This window comes from Sphingomicrobium sp. (assembly GCA_036563485.1).
Lineage (GTDB): Bacteria > Pseudomonadota > Alphaproteobacteria > Sphingomonadales > Sphingomonadaceae > Sphingomicrobium.
The window spans coordinates 1543747-1558982 of sequence record DATCMI010000001.1; the positions used below are offsets into that span (position 1 = coordinate 1543747).

Here is a 15236-nt window from a genome sequence, read left to right on the forward strand (position 1 = left end):
GGGAACTCACAACCTATCCACAGTTGTGCTATGTTTGTTCTCCTTGGGCCCGAGTGCCGCACAAGCCTAGGAGCACCGCCATGGCCGAGATCATCCGTATCGCCGAGTCTGCGTCAGAGACCGGCACCCCGTTCCTTCCGCAGAATGTGGAAGCCGAAGCGGCGCTCCTCGGCGCGCTCATGATCGACAACCGGCTGGTCGAGGACGTCCAGCTCAAGCTCAAGCCGCATCACTTCTTCGAGCCGCTGCATGGGCGCATTTACGAAGCGATCCTCAAGCTCACGGACTCGAATCGCGTCGCCAACCCGGTCACCCTTCGGCCGCTGTTCGAAGGCGATGAGTCGATCAAGGAGGTCGGCGGACCTTCCTATTTGGCCCAACTTACCGGATCGGGCGCAGCCGTGATCGGCGCGCGCGACTTTGCCGGGCAGATCTACGATCTCGCCTTGCTTCGCGCGCTCGTCGGCGTCGGCCGCGACCTGGTCGAAGGCGCGCTCGACACGAGTGAGGATGTTGCCCCCCTTGCTCAAATCGAGCGCGCCGAGACCGAGCTTTACAAGGTCGCCGAGCAAGGCGGTGTCGAAGGCAAGGCCAAGAGCTTCGCAGAAGCGACCCGCGAAGCCCTCAACATGGCCGAAAAGGCGCTCAACAGCGGCGGCCATCTATCGGGCTTCACTACCGGCCTCGATGCGCTGAACTCGAAGATCGGCGGCCTTCACAAGTCGGACCTGATCATCGTCGCCGGACGCCCGGGCATGGGCAAGTCGGCGCTCGGCACCAACATGGCCTTCGCCGCCGCCAAGCGCTTCCTGCAGGACAGCGCCGACGGCATCGAGCCTGAAAAAGCGGCGGGTGCGCCCGCGGCCTTGTTCAGCCTCGAGATGTCCGCCGACCAGCTGGCGACCCGTATCCTGTCGGAACAGTCCGGCATTACGTCCGAAAACCTGCGCACCGGACGAATCAGCCAGGCGGAATTCCGCGACCTCGCACGGGCCGCGGCGGAACTGGAGAGCCTGCCGCTGTACATCGACGATACGCCGGGCCTGACCATCGCGGCGCTGCGCACTCGCGCCCGGCGGCTGAAGCGGCAGAAGAATATCGGGCTGATCGTCGTCGACTATCTCCAGCTGCTTCAGGGCTCGGGGAGAAACGGCAGCGACAATCGCGTGCAGGAAATCTCCGAGATCAGCCGCGGCCTGAAGCAGCTGGCCAAGGAACTGGATGTCCCGGTGATCGCGCTGTCGCAGCTCAGCCGTCAGGTCGAGCAGCGCGAGGACAAGAGGCCGCAGCTGTCCGACCTTCGCGAATCCGGCTCGATCGAGCAGGACGCCGATATCGTCATCTTCATCTACCGCGAGGATTATTATCTGAAGGCGGTCGAGCCGGATTACCCGATGCCGAACGAGACGGAGAAGCTCGCCAAATATGAAGAGTGGAACGCCAAGTTCGCGGCTGCGGCCGGCAAGGCCGAAGTGATCGTCGCCAAGCAGCGCCACGGTTCGACCGGCATCGTCCGCGTCCGCTTCGACGGCCGCATCACCAAGTTCAGCGACGCCGTCGACGAAAACCACATGCCGGAACTGCGCGGCTAGCGCGATCGATCCTGGGGAGGGGGGATGAGGGCGCCGGTCGATCCGGCGCCCTCAGTCTTTCCTACGGCCCGACGTCGTCGCTGCTTTCCGGCTGGTCGATCTTCTGCGGGTTGCCGGGCGCGAGCTCCAGCGCCTTGGCGACGTTCGCGTCCCAGCCGTAATAATCCTTCGCGAAGCGGATCTTCGACCCGTCCCAATAGGCGGTGCGGTACAGCAGGCGCACGGTGATCTCCTGGGGGAGCGGGACGAACACCGGATCATCCTTGCCCATCGCTTCGCTGAACTTGTCGGCGACGCCCTCCTGCTGGGCGATCAGATTAGCGAATTCCACGGCATTCTCGACCCGAACGCAGCCGTGGCTGCGGTGGCGATTGTCGGCGGCAAACAGCGCCTTCGCAGGCGTGTCGTGAAGATAGATGGCCTGGTCGTTCTTCAGGTCGAACTTGACGAGCCCGAGCGAATTCTTCGGCCCGGACTGCTGGACGTACTGGCCGTTCTCGACCTTGAAATTGTTCCTGCTCAGCCAGCCGGAGCCTTTTTCGGCGAGTTCCTTTTCGGCGATGCCCTTCGGCACCGTCCAAGTCGGATTGGCGACGAGCCGGTACAGCGGCGACTGCAGCTGCGGCGTATTCTTGTCCGGTTCGCCGGCGACGACCTTGCGCTGCCCGACGAGCTGCCCGTCGCGATAATATTGCAGGACTGTCGCGGCAGTGTTGACGTCGATCCGGGTCTTGGGCGGATCGCGCTGCAGCCAGCGCAGCCGTTCCATCGAGACCGCGAGCTGGCGGGCGCGATCGACGGAGCCGTTGTTCAGCGATCCGAGCGTCTCGCCGCCCAGGACGCCGTCCGGCTTCAGTCCGGATTCTTCCTGAAAGGCTTTGACGGCCTGCACCATTTGCGGCGTGTAGGTCTGGTCGGCGCCCGCATTTTGGGCCGGCTGCGCGTCGCTCGCATTCTGCTCGGCTGCCTGGCCATCACCTTGCGCGTCGGCCTGCTCGCCGCCCTGAAGGTAGCCTGCGGAGCGAAGGAAGGCGGCGATCTTCGGAATGCGGGGATCCTTCGCACCCGGCTTGATGGCCTGGCTCGTGTCGATCGTCTCGTCCTGCTGGTTGCCGGCGATCTTCGCGTAGCGCTGGAAGGCTTCGCCGAGAGCGCGATATTCGTCGGTCTGCGGCGCGAGCGAGTTCAGATATTCCGCGACATTGCCGTCCTGCAGCGCCTTCTGCAGGCCGAGGCGCACGTCAGTGTTCGGGCGCGGGATGGTGTAGACTTCGAACAGCTTCTTGGGGTCGCTGTACCCGTTGGCGAGCGCGTTCGCATATTTCAGCGCGGCCTGGACCAGCTGGTCTCCGGACTCGCCGCCCTTCAGGAACAGGTCTGACCTCAGCCCATGCTGCGGTGCGTTGGCGATCGCCTCGCGGATCTGCTTTTCGGCGCGCGAATCGGCGGTCAGGCCGCTGCTCTCGCCCGACGCATTGCCGTTGGAGTTGTTGCCGACCGAGCAGGCGCTGACGGTGAGGCTCGAAAGGGCAAGCGCAATGGCGGTGCCCAGCATATGCTTTTTGTACGTCACGGCTGTTGAACGCAGCGGATCGCAAAACCGATCCAAGCTCAACGCTTTGGCCGGTCAGTCTTCGATCAGATTAGGGTCGCGCAGGCCCTCGCCGATGGCGCCGCGCGCCTGGTCCGCTTCGACGCTGGTCACCGGATAGGCGCAATAATCGGCGGCGTAGAAGGCGCTCGGACGATGGTTGCCGGACAGGCCGACGCCGCCGAACGGTGCATTGGACGGCGCGCCGTTGGTCGGCTTGTTCCAGTTGATCACGCCGGCGCGGACGTTCGCCCAGAAGCGGTCGTACATCTCAGGCGAGCCGCCGACGAGGCTGGCCGCGAGGCCGTAGCGGGTGTTGTTCGCCTCATCGATCGCGGCATCGAAATCCTTGACCCGGATCAGCTGGAGCACGGGCCCGAAAATCTCCTCGTCAGGGCGATCCTTGATGTCGGTGACGTCGATCATCGCCGGCGTCAGGTACGGGCGCTCCTCGAACGGACGGTCGAGGCGGCGGATCGGCATCCCGCCCTTCATCATCAGGTTGAGCCACTGCTCCTGCACATGGTCGGCCGCGCCATTGTCGATGACCGGACCCATGAACGGTTGCGGGTCGGCGAACGCTTCGTCGACGATAATCCGGTCCATCAGGTCGGTGATCGCATCGATCAGCGGCTGATGCTTGCCGTCCTCGACGATCAGCCGCCGCGCGCAGGTGCAGCGCTGGCCGGCCGAGAGGAAGGCTGACTGGACGGCGATCGCAGCGGCGGCGTCGAGATCTTTCGCGTCCCAGATGACCAGTGGATTGTTGCCGCCAAGCTCGAGCGCCAGGATCTTCTGCGGGGTTTCGGCGAATTGCTTGTGAAGCGACAGACCGCCCCGCACCGATCCGGTGAACAGCAGCCCATCGATGCCGGGATCGCCGGCAAGCGCACGCCCCTGGTCGGGACCTCCGGTGAGCAGGCGGACCACGCCTTCCGGAATGCCGGCCTCATGAAAGCAGTCAACCAGCATGGCGCCGGTGCCCGGCGTCTTTTCCGACGGTTTGAACACCACCGCATTGCCGGCGATCAGGGCCGGGACGATGTGGCCGTTCGGAAGGTGCGCGGGGAAATTGTAAGGCCCGAGCACGGCAAGCACGCCATGCGGCTTGTGGCGAACGGCGACGCGGTTACCCATCGCCGCTTCTTTCTTCCGCTGCGGCGTCCGCTCGGCATAGGCCTCGACGGAGATGTCGACCTTGTTGACGACCGCGGCGACTTCCGTCTTCGCTTCCCAGAAGGGCTTGCCCGTCTCGAGCGAGATGAGTTCCGCCAGCTCCTCTTCGCGCTTGCGCACCACGTTGGCGAAGCGGCGCAGCGCCTCGATCCGGTAGGCGTGCGAATGGGCGGCCCAGGCCGGCCAGGCGGCGCGCGCGGCGGCGACCTCGGCGGCGGCATCGCCGATCGGGCCAGACCAGACTTGTTCGCCCGTCGCAGGGTTGGTGGATGTCAGCATCTCGGCCACGGGCGCCCGCTCCACCACGGCGGGCATTTCGTCAAGCTGCTGGTCCATCCTGCTCCATTGCTTCGCCCATGCGGCGGATCGCCTCGACCTTTTCCTCGAACGGCTGCCAGTCGTCGCGCTCGGCGATGGCGGCCCAGATCGCCTCGACCTCGTCGATGTGCAGCGAACAGGGCCCGGCGTCCGACCAATATGGGTGCGACGGCGGCTTTTCACGACCCTGCAGCAGCCGTGCGAGCTTGCGGAACTCCGGCTGGGGGTATCGCTCGCTCCCCGGATCGCGTCCGCCGCGCCAGTCGAAGAAGATAGCGTCGATCGTGCCGGCGCGAGTCGCAAGCGCTTCGATCAGGGCCGCGGCGACTTCGCGATCATTGTCGCCGGGCGTAATGCCGAGCCGTCGGATGAACGCCTCGACCAGCGCATCTTCGAAGCGCGGGCTCCAGGCGGCGAACAGGTCGGCGATCGCCGGTGCGTCCGCGATCATCGAGAGACAGCCGGCAAGTTGGGCCAAATCCCAGTGGATCGCTTCGGGCTGGCGGCCGAAGGCGTAGAGGCCATAATGGTCGAAATAAGCGGCGGTGAAGTCCGGCTCCCATTCGGGCGTGAAGCGCCACGGGCCATAGTCGAAGCTCTCGCCGGCGACGTTGATATTGTCGCTGTTGAGCACGCCGTGGACGAAGCCGGCGGCGAGATATGATGCGGCGAGCCGCGCGGTTGCGCCGCTGACGAGGTCGAACAGACGAAGCGCATCCGCGCCGTCGTCGCCAGAGGGCTGCTCGGCGTAGAGGTTCTCGAGGCAGTAGCGGGTCAGCTTGGCGATATTCTCCGCCTGTCCGAAGAAGGCGAGGCGCTGGAAGCTCCCAATGCGGATGTGCCCGTGGCTCAGCCGCGTCAGCACCGCCGAGCGGGTCGGCGAAGGCTCGTCGCCGCGCTCCAGCTGCTCACCCGTTTCGACCAGGGCGAAGGTTTTGGACGTGTTGACGCCGAGCGCTTCCAGCATCTCCGTCGCGAGAACTTCGCGAACCCCGCCTTTCAGTGTCAGCCGGCCATCGGCGTGGCGGCTGTAGGGCGTCTGGCCAGAGCCCTTGGTGCCGAGGTCGAGCAATCGGCCACGATCGTCGCGAAGCTGGGCGAACAGGAAGCCGCGGCCGTCGCCGATCTCCGGATTGTACACCCGGAACTGGTGCCCGTGATAGCGGAGCGCCAGCGGCCGTTCGAGATTATCCGGCAGCGGTTGGAACCGGCAGAAGTGCGACGTCCACTCTTGCTCGCCGAGTTGGAATCCGATGCGCTCGGCACATCGTCCGTTCGCGAACCGGAGCGTGCATTGCGGAAAGTTCGCGGCTTCGACGGGATCGTAGAAATCCGTCCCGAGCGTCAGGATTTGCGGGTCGGGCCGGTAAGTCGTCATCGTTCCACAGCGCGCCCCGGCCATTAGGGTTCCGGCTTCAGCTAAGGCCCTTCAACGTGGCAAGCGCCTGCGCATCCGGCTCGGTGGCCGAGATGGTGCCCGCGAGCTTGCCGGCGCTGTCGAACAGCAGGGTGCTTCCGGTGTGCGCCATCTCCTGCCCCGCGGGCCCGTGCGGCACCGGTTCGGCGTAAATGCCATATTGCTTCTTCACCGCGTCGATCTGCGGCTGGGAACCGGTCAGGCCGATGATCGGTGAGTTGAACAGCTCGGCATATTGGCCGACTTCCTTCGGCCCATCGTTCTTCGGGTCGATGGTGACGAAGACGATGTTGAACGCGTCCGCGCCGCCGGCCTGGTTACGCAGGTTCACCAGCCGCGAAAGGGTGGTCGGGCAGACATCGCCGCAGCGCGTGAAGCCGAAGAAGATTGCGTAGGGTTTGTCCTTCAGCGCGGCGCTGGAGAACGGCTTGCCGTCGCCGCCGAAAAGGGTGAACTCGCCGCCCAAGCTTGCCTTGGCAGGCGCCTGCGTGTGCTCCGGCGAGCTGTCGCGGCGGGTTAGAAGCAGCGCCGCAAGCCCCAGCAGGGCGACGGCGACCAGCACCCACAGCAGCAGCCGAAATTGCTTCAGTCCTGATCTGGTACGGCTTGTGTCGGGCATGGTCACCGGCAGTTTCGTGGAACCCGCCGCCTAGGTCGCAGCGTCGACGCGTGCAACCGGGCTCGACCGCGTGTCGGGCTCGATTGTCGTGACCGCGGGTGCGAAGTGCTTGACGATCCTAGGCTTTTACCCGATCAGGCCGGCGCCGAATCGGCAGTTGCGGCCGACAGCCGCGCCGGACGGGAGGGGCTTCGGGACGCCGCTGAGACGGGCTTAGGCAGGTTCGGCCGCGCGGCTGGATACGGCGGCTGCCCTGCTCTATTCGGCGGCACGCGAGAAAGCCGCGAGGGTTGCGCCCGCGGATGGACTGCGGTTCACGCATGGGGATGGGGCGAATGAGCAAAGGCGGACAATTTTGATCGAAGCTTTGGGGACGCTTCCGGCGGCATTGCGCGCCGGGCTTGAGGCCTGCCGCCGCCATTTCATCTACGCGATGCTGTTCAGCGCCTTGCTGAACCTGCTGTTCATAGCGCCCATGCTCTACATGCTGCAGGTCTACGACCGGGTGATCCCGACTGCCGGCGGCGTCACTCTGCTGTTCCTGACCTTCGCGCTGCTCGGCGCGCTGGCGACGCTGTCGCTGCTGGACGCGATCCGCTCGCGCCTGCTGGTCCGTGCAAGCATCCGCCTCGACAAGGCTTTGTCGCGCGAAATCCTGCTGGCAACCCTGTCACGGCCGGAGCTCGGATCGCAGCGGATCGCCAAGCAGGCGCTGCGCGAGTTCGACGTGCTTCGGCAGGTGCTGACGGGCCCGGCGATCGTCGGCGCCTTCGATGCGCCCTGGGTACCCGTCTACGTCCTGATCGCGGCGCTGATCAGTCCGTGGATTGGCCTTCTTGCCTTCTTCGGCGCGGCGCTGACCTTGTTCCTTGCCTGGCGCAACGAAAAGGCGACCAGCACGCGGTTGCAGCAGGCAAACGAGGCGGCCGGCCGCGCTTATGCGAATTATGAATTCACCGTCGCGCAGGCCGATATCGTTCGCGCGCTCGGCATCCGCAGCGCGCTTGTGTCCGGTCACCTGAATGATCGCGACCGGATGATGGACCTGCAGTCCGGCGCGAGCTTCGACGGCAGCGGCTGGGCAGCGGTCAGCAAGTTCGTCCGCCTCACGCTTCAGTCGCTTGCGCTCGGCCTTGCCGCGCTTCTCGCCATCGATGCCAAGATCAGCCCCGGCGCGGTGTTCGCGTCGAGCTTCATCGTCGGCCGCGCGCTGGCTCCGATCGACCAGCTGGTCGGAAGCTGGAAGGCGATCGTCCAGGCTCGCGGCGCATTCCGCACGCTGAAGGACCTGTTCAGCGAAACCGCCGAGCAGCGGTCGCTCACGCAATTGCCGCCGCCGACCGGCCGCCTCGATGTCGAGAATCTGACGGTCGCGGATCCCAATGGGCGGGTGATCATCGGCAACATCAGCTTTCAGGTGAAGCCGGGCGAGATGATCGCGATCATCGGCCCCAGCGGCGCCGGCAAGTCGACGCTCGTTCGTGCGCTCGCCGGCGCAGTCGTGCCGCACGCCGGCACGGTTCGCTTTGACGGCGCGGATCAGCGCAACTGGGACCCTGAACGGCTGGCCGAACATGTCGGCTTCATGCCGCAGGAAGGCTCGCTGTTCGCCGGCACCGTGAAGGAAAATATCGCCCGCTTCACCGATCGCCTCGGGGAAGATCCCGCGGAGATCGATGAAGCCGCTGTCAAGGCAGCGCAACTTGCCGCCGCGCACGAGATGATCCTGCGCTTCCCCGGCGGTTACGATTATCAGCTGGGGCTTGGCGGCCGCGGCCTGTCTGCCGGGCAGGGCCAGCGCATCTCGCTCGCTCGCGCGCTGTTCCGTGATCCGAAATATCTGATTCTCGACGAACCGAACGCCAGCCTCGACGCCGAAGGCGACCAGCAGCTGGTGCAGACGCTTGAGAATGTGAAGAAGCGCGGCACGACCATCCTCGTCGTCGCTCATCGCCTCAGCGTGCTGCCGATCGTCGACAAGCTGCTGGTCATCCAGGAAGGCCGGCTGGCGATGTTCGGCGAACGTGACGAAGTCCTGCGCAAGATCGCGCCGCCGCAGCCGCCTGCCGGCCGCGTGGTCGCACGAGGGAAGGTCGAACAATGAGCACCGTCATCCGCGAAGGCGATATCGTCGAGGTCCCGGCGCGCCGCGTCGAGGTCGCCGACCACCAGCCGAGCGGCGATCCGTCGCGCGAAATCCGCATCGGGCTGATCATCGCCGGAATCTTCTTTGTGCTGTTCCTCGGCTGGGCCGCCGTGGCGCGGCTCGACGCTGCGGCCATGGCGCAGGGGCGGCTGACGGTTTCGGGGCAGCGGCAGACGGTCCAGCACCGTGAGGGCGGGGTCGTCAGCCAGATCCTCGTCAAGGAAGGTGCACGCGTCCAGAAGGGCCAGGTGCTGATCCGCCTTGCCGGCGCCGATGTCCGCGCCCAGGAGCGGGCATTGTCCGGCCAGGCGATCGGCCTCCTCGCACAGCGGGCACGGCTCAAGGCCGAGGAGAGCGGCCGCCGCACGATCACGCCGCCGGTCGAATTCGCCGACCTTCCGCCGGAGGACCGCGCGGCCGCGACCGAGGCGCTGCAGATCCAGGCGCAGCAGCTGCGTGCGCGGGCCGCCGTCCTTGCGGCGCAGCGGGGCGCGTCGGGCTCGCGTACGGCGCAAGCCAACAGCTCCGGCCAGGGTTATGGCCGCCAACTCGCCGCGCTCGATGAGCAGATTCGCCTGATCAACGAAGAGCTGAACGGCATGCGCTCAGCGGCGGAGAAGGGCTTTGTTTCGCAGAACCGACTGCGGGCGCTCGAGCGCGCAAAGGCCGAGCTCGAAGGCCAGCGCGGCCAATATGCCTCGACCATCGAGCAGACCCGCGGGCAGGCGGGCGAGTCCCGCCTTCAGGGGCTCGAAGCGCAAAGCAGCTACTTCGACAAGGTCGCGGCCGAGCTGCGCGAAGTCGAAGCGAGCCTCGCCGATGTCCTGCCAAAGCTGAACGCCGCGCGCGACCAGTTGGCCCGGACCGAAATCCGCGCGCCGGTGTCCGGGACCGTGGTGGGCCTGACGGTCTTCACGCCGGGAGGCGTGATCGAACCCGGCCAGAAGCTGATGGATATCGTTCCGGAGCGCGCAGCGCTGACGATCGAGGCCAAGCTGTCGACGACCGACGGCGACGACGTGACCGTCGGCAAGGAAGCGTTCGTGCGGTTCGAGGCCTTGCACGAGCGGTCGCTTCCGGCGCTCAAGGGCACCGTAACGCGGGTCTCAGCCGACGCCTTCACGGACGAGAAGACCGGGATGCCTTATTATACTGCGGAGGTGTCGGTGCCGCCCAGCGAGCTCGAGAAGATCAACGAGATTCGCGGGCCGGACGTGCTTCGCGCCGGGCTCCCGGTCAGCGTCCAGATCCCGCTGCGCAAGCGCACCGCGCTCCAATATGCGTTCGAGCCTCTGACTGGCGCGCTCGAGCGATCGTTCCACGAGCATTGATCGGGTGATGGACGGCTCACCGCCCTGCAGGGAGCGGCGGGGCGATTCGTCAGCTGATTTCTGGAAGGAAGTGGAGGCCCGAGCCGGAATCGAACCGGCGTGCAAGGATTTGCAGTCCTCTGCGTAACCACTCCGCCATCGGGCCGCCGTGAAGCGCCTTTCGGCGAGCTTAGGCGGCGGGTCAAGTCGGCAGTGGGCCGTTCCGGTGCGGCAGGAGCACAGCTGCCCGTCTTTCGATGAATGGCGGTTGGCCTAGGCGGCTGCTGCCGATATGACGACCTTGAACTTCAAGTGTATTACAGGCATATAACAGCCATGACGTTCCAGAGCCGCATCCCCGACTTCGCCGCTGCCCGGCTCGCGATGGTCGAAAGCCAGCTGCGCCCCCAAGGCGTGACCGACCGCGCCGTCCTCGACGCGATGGGTTCCGTTCCGCGCGAGAAGTTCCTCCCGCCGCAGACGCGCCCGCTCGCTTATGTCGACCGCGCGGTGCTGATGGGCGACGGCCGCTTCCTTCCCGCCCCTACGGTGCTCGGTTCGCTGCTGACCCAGATGATGCCGCTGAAGGACCAGCGCGCGCTCGTCGTCGGCTCGGGCAGCGGCTATTCGGCCGCTATCCTCCAGGCGATGGGGCTGCACGTGACCGCGCTCGAAAGCTCGGCCGAGCTTGCGGCGATGGCGCGGGACAATGGGCTCGACACGGTCGAAGGCCCCCTGGAGGCCGGCTGGAAGAAGGGCGCGCCCTACGACCAGATCCTGATCGATGGCGCAGTGGAAATCATCCCTGACACAATCGTCGCCCAGCTTGCCGACGGCGGCCGCCTCGGCACCGCTTTGCTTGACCGCGGCATCAGCCGCCTGGTGGTCGGGCGCAAGGCCGGCGGAGCGTTCGGCACGCTTTCCGTGAGCGATGCGGGGGTTCCGGCGCTTCCGGGCTTTTCGCAGCCCAAGACATTCACGTTCTGACGAGAAGGTATTTCAGGTGGTTCGCAAATTCATCACCGGCACGCTGATGGCCGCTCTCCTCGGCGGCACCGCTTCCGCCGACACGCTGCGCGAAGCGCTGGTCGCCGCCTATCGCACCAGCCCGACGATCAGCGCCCAGCGCGAAGCGCTCCGCGCCACCGACGCGACGGTCGCGATCGCCCGCGCCGCTGGCCGCCCCTCGGTCAGCGCCACGGTTGGCCTCAACCGCGATCTCGCGCGCAGCGGCATTCTCGAAGCGAGCGGCGGCAGCGGCCCGAAGCTCTCGGCAGGCCTCGACCTCAGCTACCCCTTGTTCAACGGCGGTAGCGTCAAGAACAACATTCGCGCTGCGCAGACCCGCGTCGAAGCGGGCCGGGCGACGCTGCGCGCCGTGGAAGGCGACGTCTTCACCCAAGCGGTCGCGGCCTACATGGACGTGATCCGCGATCGCGCCATCGTCGAGTTGAACCAGAACAATGTGAAGGTTCTCGGCACGAACCTCGAGGCGACCCGGGACCGCTTCCAGATCGGCGACCTCACCCGCACCGACGTCGCCCAGTCCGAATCGCGCCTGGAAATCGGTCGTTCGCAGCTCGCGACCGCACAAGGCCGCCTGCTCGCCAGCGAAGCTACCTACCGCCAGGTGATCGGCAACCCGCCGGGCACGCTGGCGCCGCCACCGCCGCTTCCGCCGCTGCCGCAAACGGCCGAGGAAGCGGTGCGTATCGCGCTTGCCAACAATCCGGACCTGATCGCCATCAGCCGTCAGGCGATCGCCGCCGGCTATGACGTCAGCGTGGTGCGCGCCAGCCGCCTGCCGACTCTGTCCGCGGGGCTTAGCGAAACCTATGTGAACAACCTCGGCGGCAACAACAGCGGCTTGCCGTCGACCGGCACCCAAACGACCGCCGGCCTCAACGCTCGCGTGCCTTTGTTCCAGGGCGGGCTTCCGGCGGCACGCATCCGCCAGGCGCAGGCGCAGCAGGGCCAGGTCCTCGAACAGGTCGTCGGCACCGAGCGCGCCGTCGTCCAGGCGACCCGCGCCGCCTTCGCCAATTATACCGCTGCGCAGGAAGCGATCCAGGCGCAGACCGTGGCCGTGCAGGCGAGCGAGCTCGCGCTCGAAGGTAACCGAGCCGAGCAGACGGTCGGCACCCGCACCATCATCGAAGTGCTGAACGCGGAGCAGGAGCTGCTCAACGCGCAGGTCGGCCTGGTGACCGCGAAGCGGGACGCTTACGTCGCCGGCTTCCAGCTGCTGAACGCCATGGGCCAGGCCGAAGCGCAGGACCTTGGCCTCGACGGTGGGCCGCTCTACGATCCGCTCGGCAATTACCGCCGCGTGTCGAGCGGCTGGAACGACTGGGCCAGCGACCTGACCCACCGCGTGACCTCGACGCGGACGGTGACTCCGCTGGAAATGCCGGCCAACCCGGTCGTCACGCGCCAGGTGCTGCCGTACACGACCACCACGGAGCCGGTGGTCACCTCAGGCGTGACTCCGCAAGCACAATAAGCGATAGCCGCGGCCGTCATGGCGTCCCGCGAACCTTCGATGGAAGACATTCTCGCGTCGATCAAGAAAGTGATCGCGGAGGAGAAGGAGCTGCGCGCGACCGTTCGCCCCGGCGGAGCCGGCGACGACGAGCCGCTGCCTGACGACGAAAGGGCCGAGCACGAAGAGGTGCTCGAGCTCGACCAGCCGCTCGCGCCGCCCGCCGACCTCGGCCCGCCGCTGATCGATGCGGAAGTCGCAGGGCAGAGCCGCCACGCGCTTGAACAGCTGCAGACGGTGGCGGCGAGCGTGCCGGCGATGCCGCAGGTCAACCCGCTCGAGGAGATGGTGCGTGAGATGCTGCGGCCGCTGCTCAAGCAATGGCTCGAGGAACATCTGCCGCAAATGGTCGAAGAGCATGTGAAGCGGGAGATTTCGCGGATCACCGGCCGCCCGCTCTGACGCTTGTTGAAGGCCTAACCACGGGCGGCTAGGTTCGCCCGATGACCAAATTCCCGCTCCTCCTCGCCGCCGCAGCCGTCGCGCTTGCGGCTTCGCCTTCTCACGCGCGGCCGATGACCGCTGTGGACATGCACTCGATGCACCGGCTCGGCAGCCCGGTCGTGTCGCCGGACGGTCGCCGCTCGGTGTTCACCGTGTCGAACACCGATTGGGCGAAGAACCGGCGAACCAACACGCTCCACGCGCTCGACTTGACGCGTCCGGGAGCGAAGCCGCAGCCGATCGCGGGGGCGGAAAAGGGCCACGACGCGATGTTCACCCGCGACGGGTCCCTGTGGTTCCTGATGACGGTCGGAGAGCGAGACCAGCTGTTTCGGATGGCCCCCGGCAGGAAGCCGGTGCAGGTCAGCGATTTCTCGGTCGACATCAGCGGCTTCAAGGTTTCCGACGACGGCTCGACGGTCGTGGTGTGGGCCGACCGCCCCGATTGCCCGGACCTCGCCTGCGCGACGGCGCAGTTCCCGGCGAAGGCGCAGGGTTCCGGCCGCACCTATGACAAATTGTTCGTCCGCCACTGGGACACTTGGGCGGAGCCCGGCACGCGCTCGCGCATATACGCCTTTCCGGTCCGCAACGGGCGGCTCAGCGGCGGGGGCACCCGCGTCACCACGGGGCTGGAGGGCGATACGCCGTCCAAGCCGTACGGCGGTGGCGAGGAGATCGCCTTGTCGCCCGACGGCCGCACCGTCTGGTTCGCGCTCCGCGAGGCGGGGCGTATCGAGGCGACTTCCACCAATCTCGACATCTTCCAGGCGCCGGCCGACGGATCCGCGGCTCCGGTGAACCTGACTGATGCCAATGACGGCACCGACAATCTGCCCACGCTTTCGCCCGACGGGCGCACTCTCGCCTATGTCGCGATGGCGCGCGCGGGATACGAATCCGACCGCCAGGTGCTGATGCTGAGAGACCTGGCGACGGGCGGCGTGCGGCCGCTCACGCAGGGCTTCGACCGCTCGGTCGGCTCGATCGAATGGGCGCCCGATGGCCGCAGTCTCCTGATCACTGCCGAGGACCGGATGGACGCGCCGGTGTTCCGCGTCGACGCCGCTACCGGCCGTGTTGCGCGGCTGACGACGGACGGTCACGCCGGCAATGTCCATGCGTTGCCCGACGGCAGCCTGCTGCTCACCGTCAACACCATCTATGCGCCGGACGACCTGTTCCGCCTCGATACAGGCGGACGGCTGATCAAGCTCACCACGCTCAACGACGGGCTGCTTGGGCAGCTCGACCCTGTCGACTTCCGCAAGTTCAGCTTCACCGGCGCGAATGGCGACCAGGTTTGGGGCATGACGGTGAAGCCGGCGACCAACAAGCCGCTGCCGATCGCTTTCGTCGTCCACGGCGGGCCGCAGGGCAGCTTCGGCAACGCCTGGTCTTACCGCTGGAATTCGCGCCTGTTCACCGCGCCTGGCTATGCCGTGGTCAGCGTCGATTTCCACGGCTCCACCGGCTACGGCCAGGCCTTCACCGATAGCATCAACCGCAATTGGGGCGGCTGGCCGCTCGAGGACCTGCAGAAGGGCCTTGCCTTCATCACAGCGCAGGACCGGCAGCTCCAGGCGAACAATGCCTGTGCGCTCGGCGCCTCCTACGGCGGCTACATGATGAACTGGATCGAAGGGAAATGGCCCGACCGCTTCAAGTGCATCGTCCAGCATGACGGGGTCTTCGATGCTCGCGCCATGGCTTATGAAACCGAAGAGCTGTGGTTCGACGAATGGGAGCATGGCGGAAAGCCCTATTACGAAGCGCCGGAAGAATATGAGCGCTGGAACCCGGTCCACCATGTGAAGAACTGGCGGACGCCGCAGCTTGTGATCACCGGCGAAAAGGACTTCCGCATCCCCTATACGCAGGGGCTCGCCGCCTTCACGGCGCTGCAGCGGCGCAACATCCCGTCCAAGCTGCTGGTGTTCCCGGACGAGAACCATTGGGTGCTGAAGCCGAAGAACTCGGTCCAATGGTATGACGAAGTGTTCGGCTGGATGCGCCGCTGGCTTGGCGAAGGCACGCCGGTTTCGGCGGAGGTGCCGGGCGGCAGTTGATGCTGCATCGCC

Annotated in this window: 11 protein-coding genes and 1 tRNA gene; 7 read left to right on the forward strand and 5 right to left on the reverse strand. The window is 66.4% G+C overall.

Annotated elements, in window-relative coordinates; translation table 11 throughout:
- Positions 1-80 precede the first annotated feature (80 nt).
- Positions 81-1592, forward strand: a complete 1512-nt coding sequence (locus tag VIL42_08000; protein HEY8592793.1) for a replicative DNA helicase — start codon at positions 81-83, stop codon at positions 1590-1592.
- A 61-nt stretch (positions 1593-1653) separates the two neighbouring features.
- On the opposite strand, the gene VIL42_08005 is transcribed toward VIL42_08000, so the two are convergent.
- From VIL42_08005 to VIL42_08020, 4 genes are read right to left on the reverse strand one after another with little or no spacing between them, the layout of a single operon-like run.
- Positions 1654-3165: a L,D-transpeptidase family protein gene (locus VIL42_08005; protein HEY8592794.1), complete on the reverse strand. Its 1512-nt coding sequence runs from the start codon at positions 3163-3165 to the stop codon at positions 1654-1656.
- A gap of 54 nt (positions 3166-3219) precedes the next feature.
- Positions 3220-4647, reverse strand: a complete 1428-nt coding sequence (gene astD / locus VIL42_08010; GenBank protein HEY8592795.1) for a succinylglutamate-semialdehyde dehydrogenase — start codon at positions 4645-4647, stop codon at positions 3220-3222.
- Between the two features lie 31 nt (positions 4648-4678).
- On the reverse strand, positions 4679-6055 hold the full coding sequence (locus VIL42_08015) for a YdiU family protein (protein ID HEY8592796.1): 1377 nt from the start codon (positions 6053-6055) through the stop codon (positions 4679-4681).
- 37 nt (positions 6056-6092) lie between these two features.
- Positions 6093-6713: an SCO family protein gene (locus VIL42_08020; GenBank protein ID HEY8592797.1), complete on the reverse strand. Its 621-nt coding sequence runs from the start codon at positions 6711-6713 to the stop codon at positions 6093-6095.
- Positions 6714-7068: 355 nt separating this feature from the next.
- Between VIL42_08020 and VIL42_08025 the strand changes: the two genes are divergently transcribed.
- Together VIL42_08025 and VIL42_08030 are read left to right on the forward strand one after the other, a co-directional pair.
- Positions 7069-8817, forward strand: a complete 1749-nt coding sequence (locus VIL42_08025) for a type I secretion system permease/ATPase (protein HEY8592798.1) — start codon at positions 7069-7071, stop codon at positions 8815-8817.
- Complete coding sequence (locus VIL42_08030) at positions 8814-10190, forward strand: HlyD family type I secretion periplasmic adaptor subunit (protein HEY8592799.1); 1377 nt, start codon at positions 8814-8816, stop codon at positions 10188-10190. Before VIL42_08025 ends, VIL42_08030 begins: the two co-directional genes overlap by 4 nt.
- Before the next feature lie 71 nt (positions 10191-10261).
- Here the strand turns inward: VIL42_08030 and VIL42_08035 are convergent.
- Positions 10262-10335, reverse strand: a tRNA-Cys gene (locus VIL42_08035).
- 170 nt (positions 10336-10505) lie between these two features.
- On the opposite strand from VIL42_08035, the gene VIL42_08040 reads away from it, so the two are divergent.
- The 4 genes from VIL42_08040 to VIL42_08055 are packed head-to-tail and all read left to right on the forward strand — an operon-like array spanning position 10506 to position 15224.
- The gene (locus tag VIL42_08040; GenBank protein HEY8592800.1) at positions 10506-11156 is read left to right on the forward strand and encodes a protein-L-isoaspartate O-methyltransferase; all 651 of its coding nucleotides are present in this window, start codon (positions 10506-10508) and stop codon (positions 11154-11156) included.
- Positions 11157-11172: 16 nt separating this feature from the next.
- Positions 11173-12672, forward strand: coding sequence for a TolC family outer membrane protein (locus VIL42_08045; protein ID HEY8592801.1), 1500 nt, complete (start codon positions 11173-11175; stop codon positions 12670-12672).
- A gap of 18 nt (positions 12673-12690) precedes the next feature.
- On the forward strand, positions 12691-13113 hold the full coding sequence (locus VIL42_08050; protein ID HEY8592802.1) for a DUF2497 domain-containing protein: 423 nt from the start codon (positions 12691-12693) through the stop codon (positions 13111-13113).
- Between the two features lie 41 nt (positions 13114-13154).
- Entirely contained in the window at positions 13155-15224 is a 2070-nt protein-coding gene (locus VIL42_08055) for a S9 family peptidase (GenBank protein ID HEY8592803.1), read from the forward strand.
- Positions 15225-15236 lie beyond the last annotated feature (12 nt).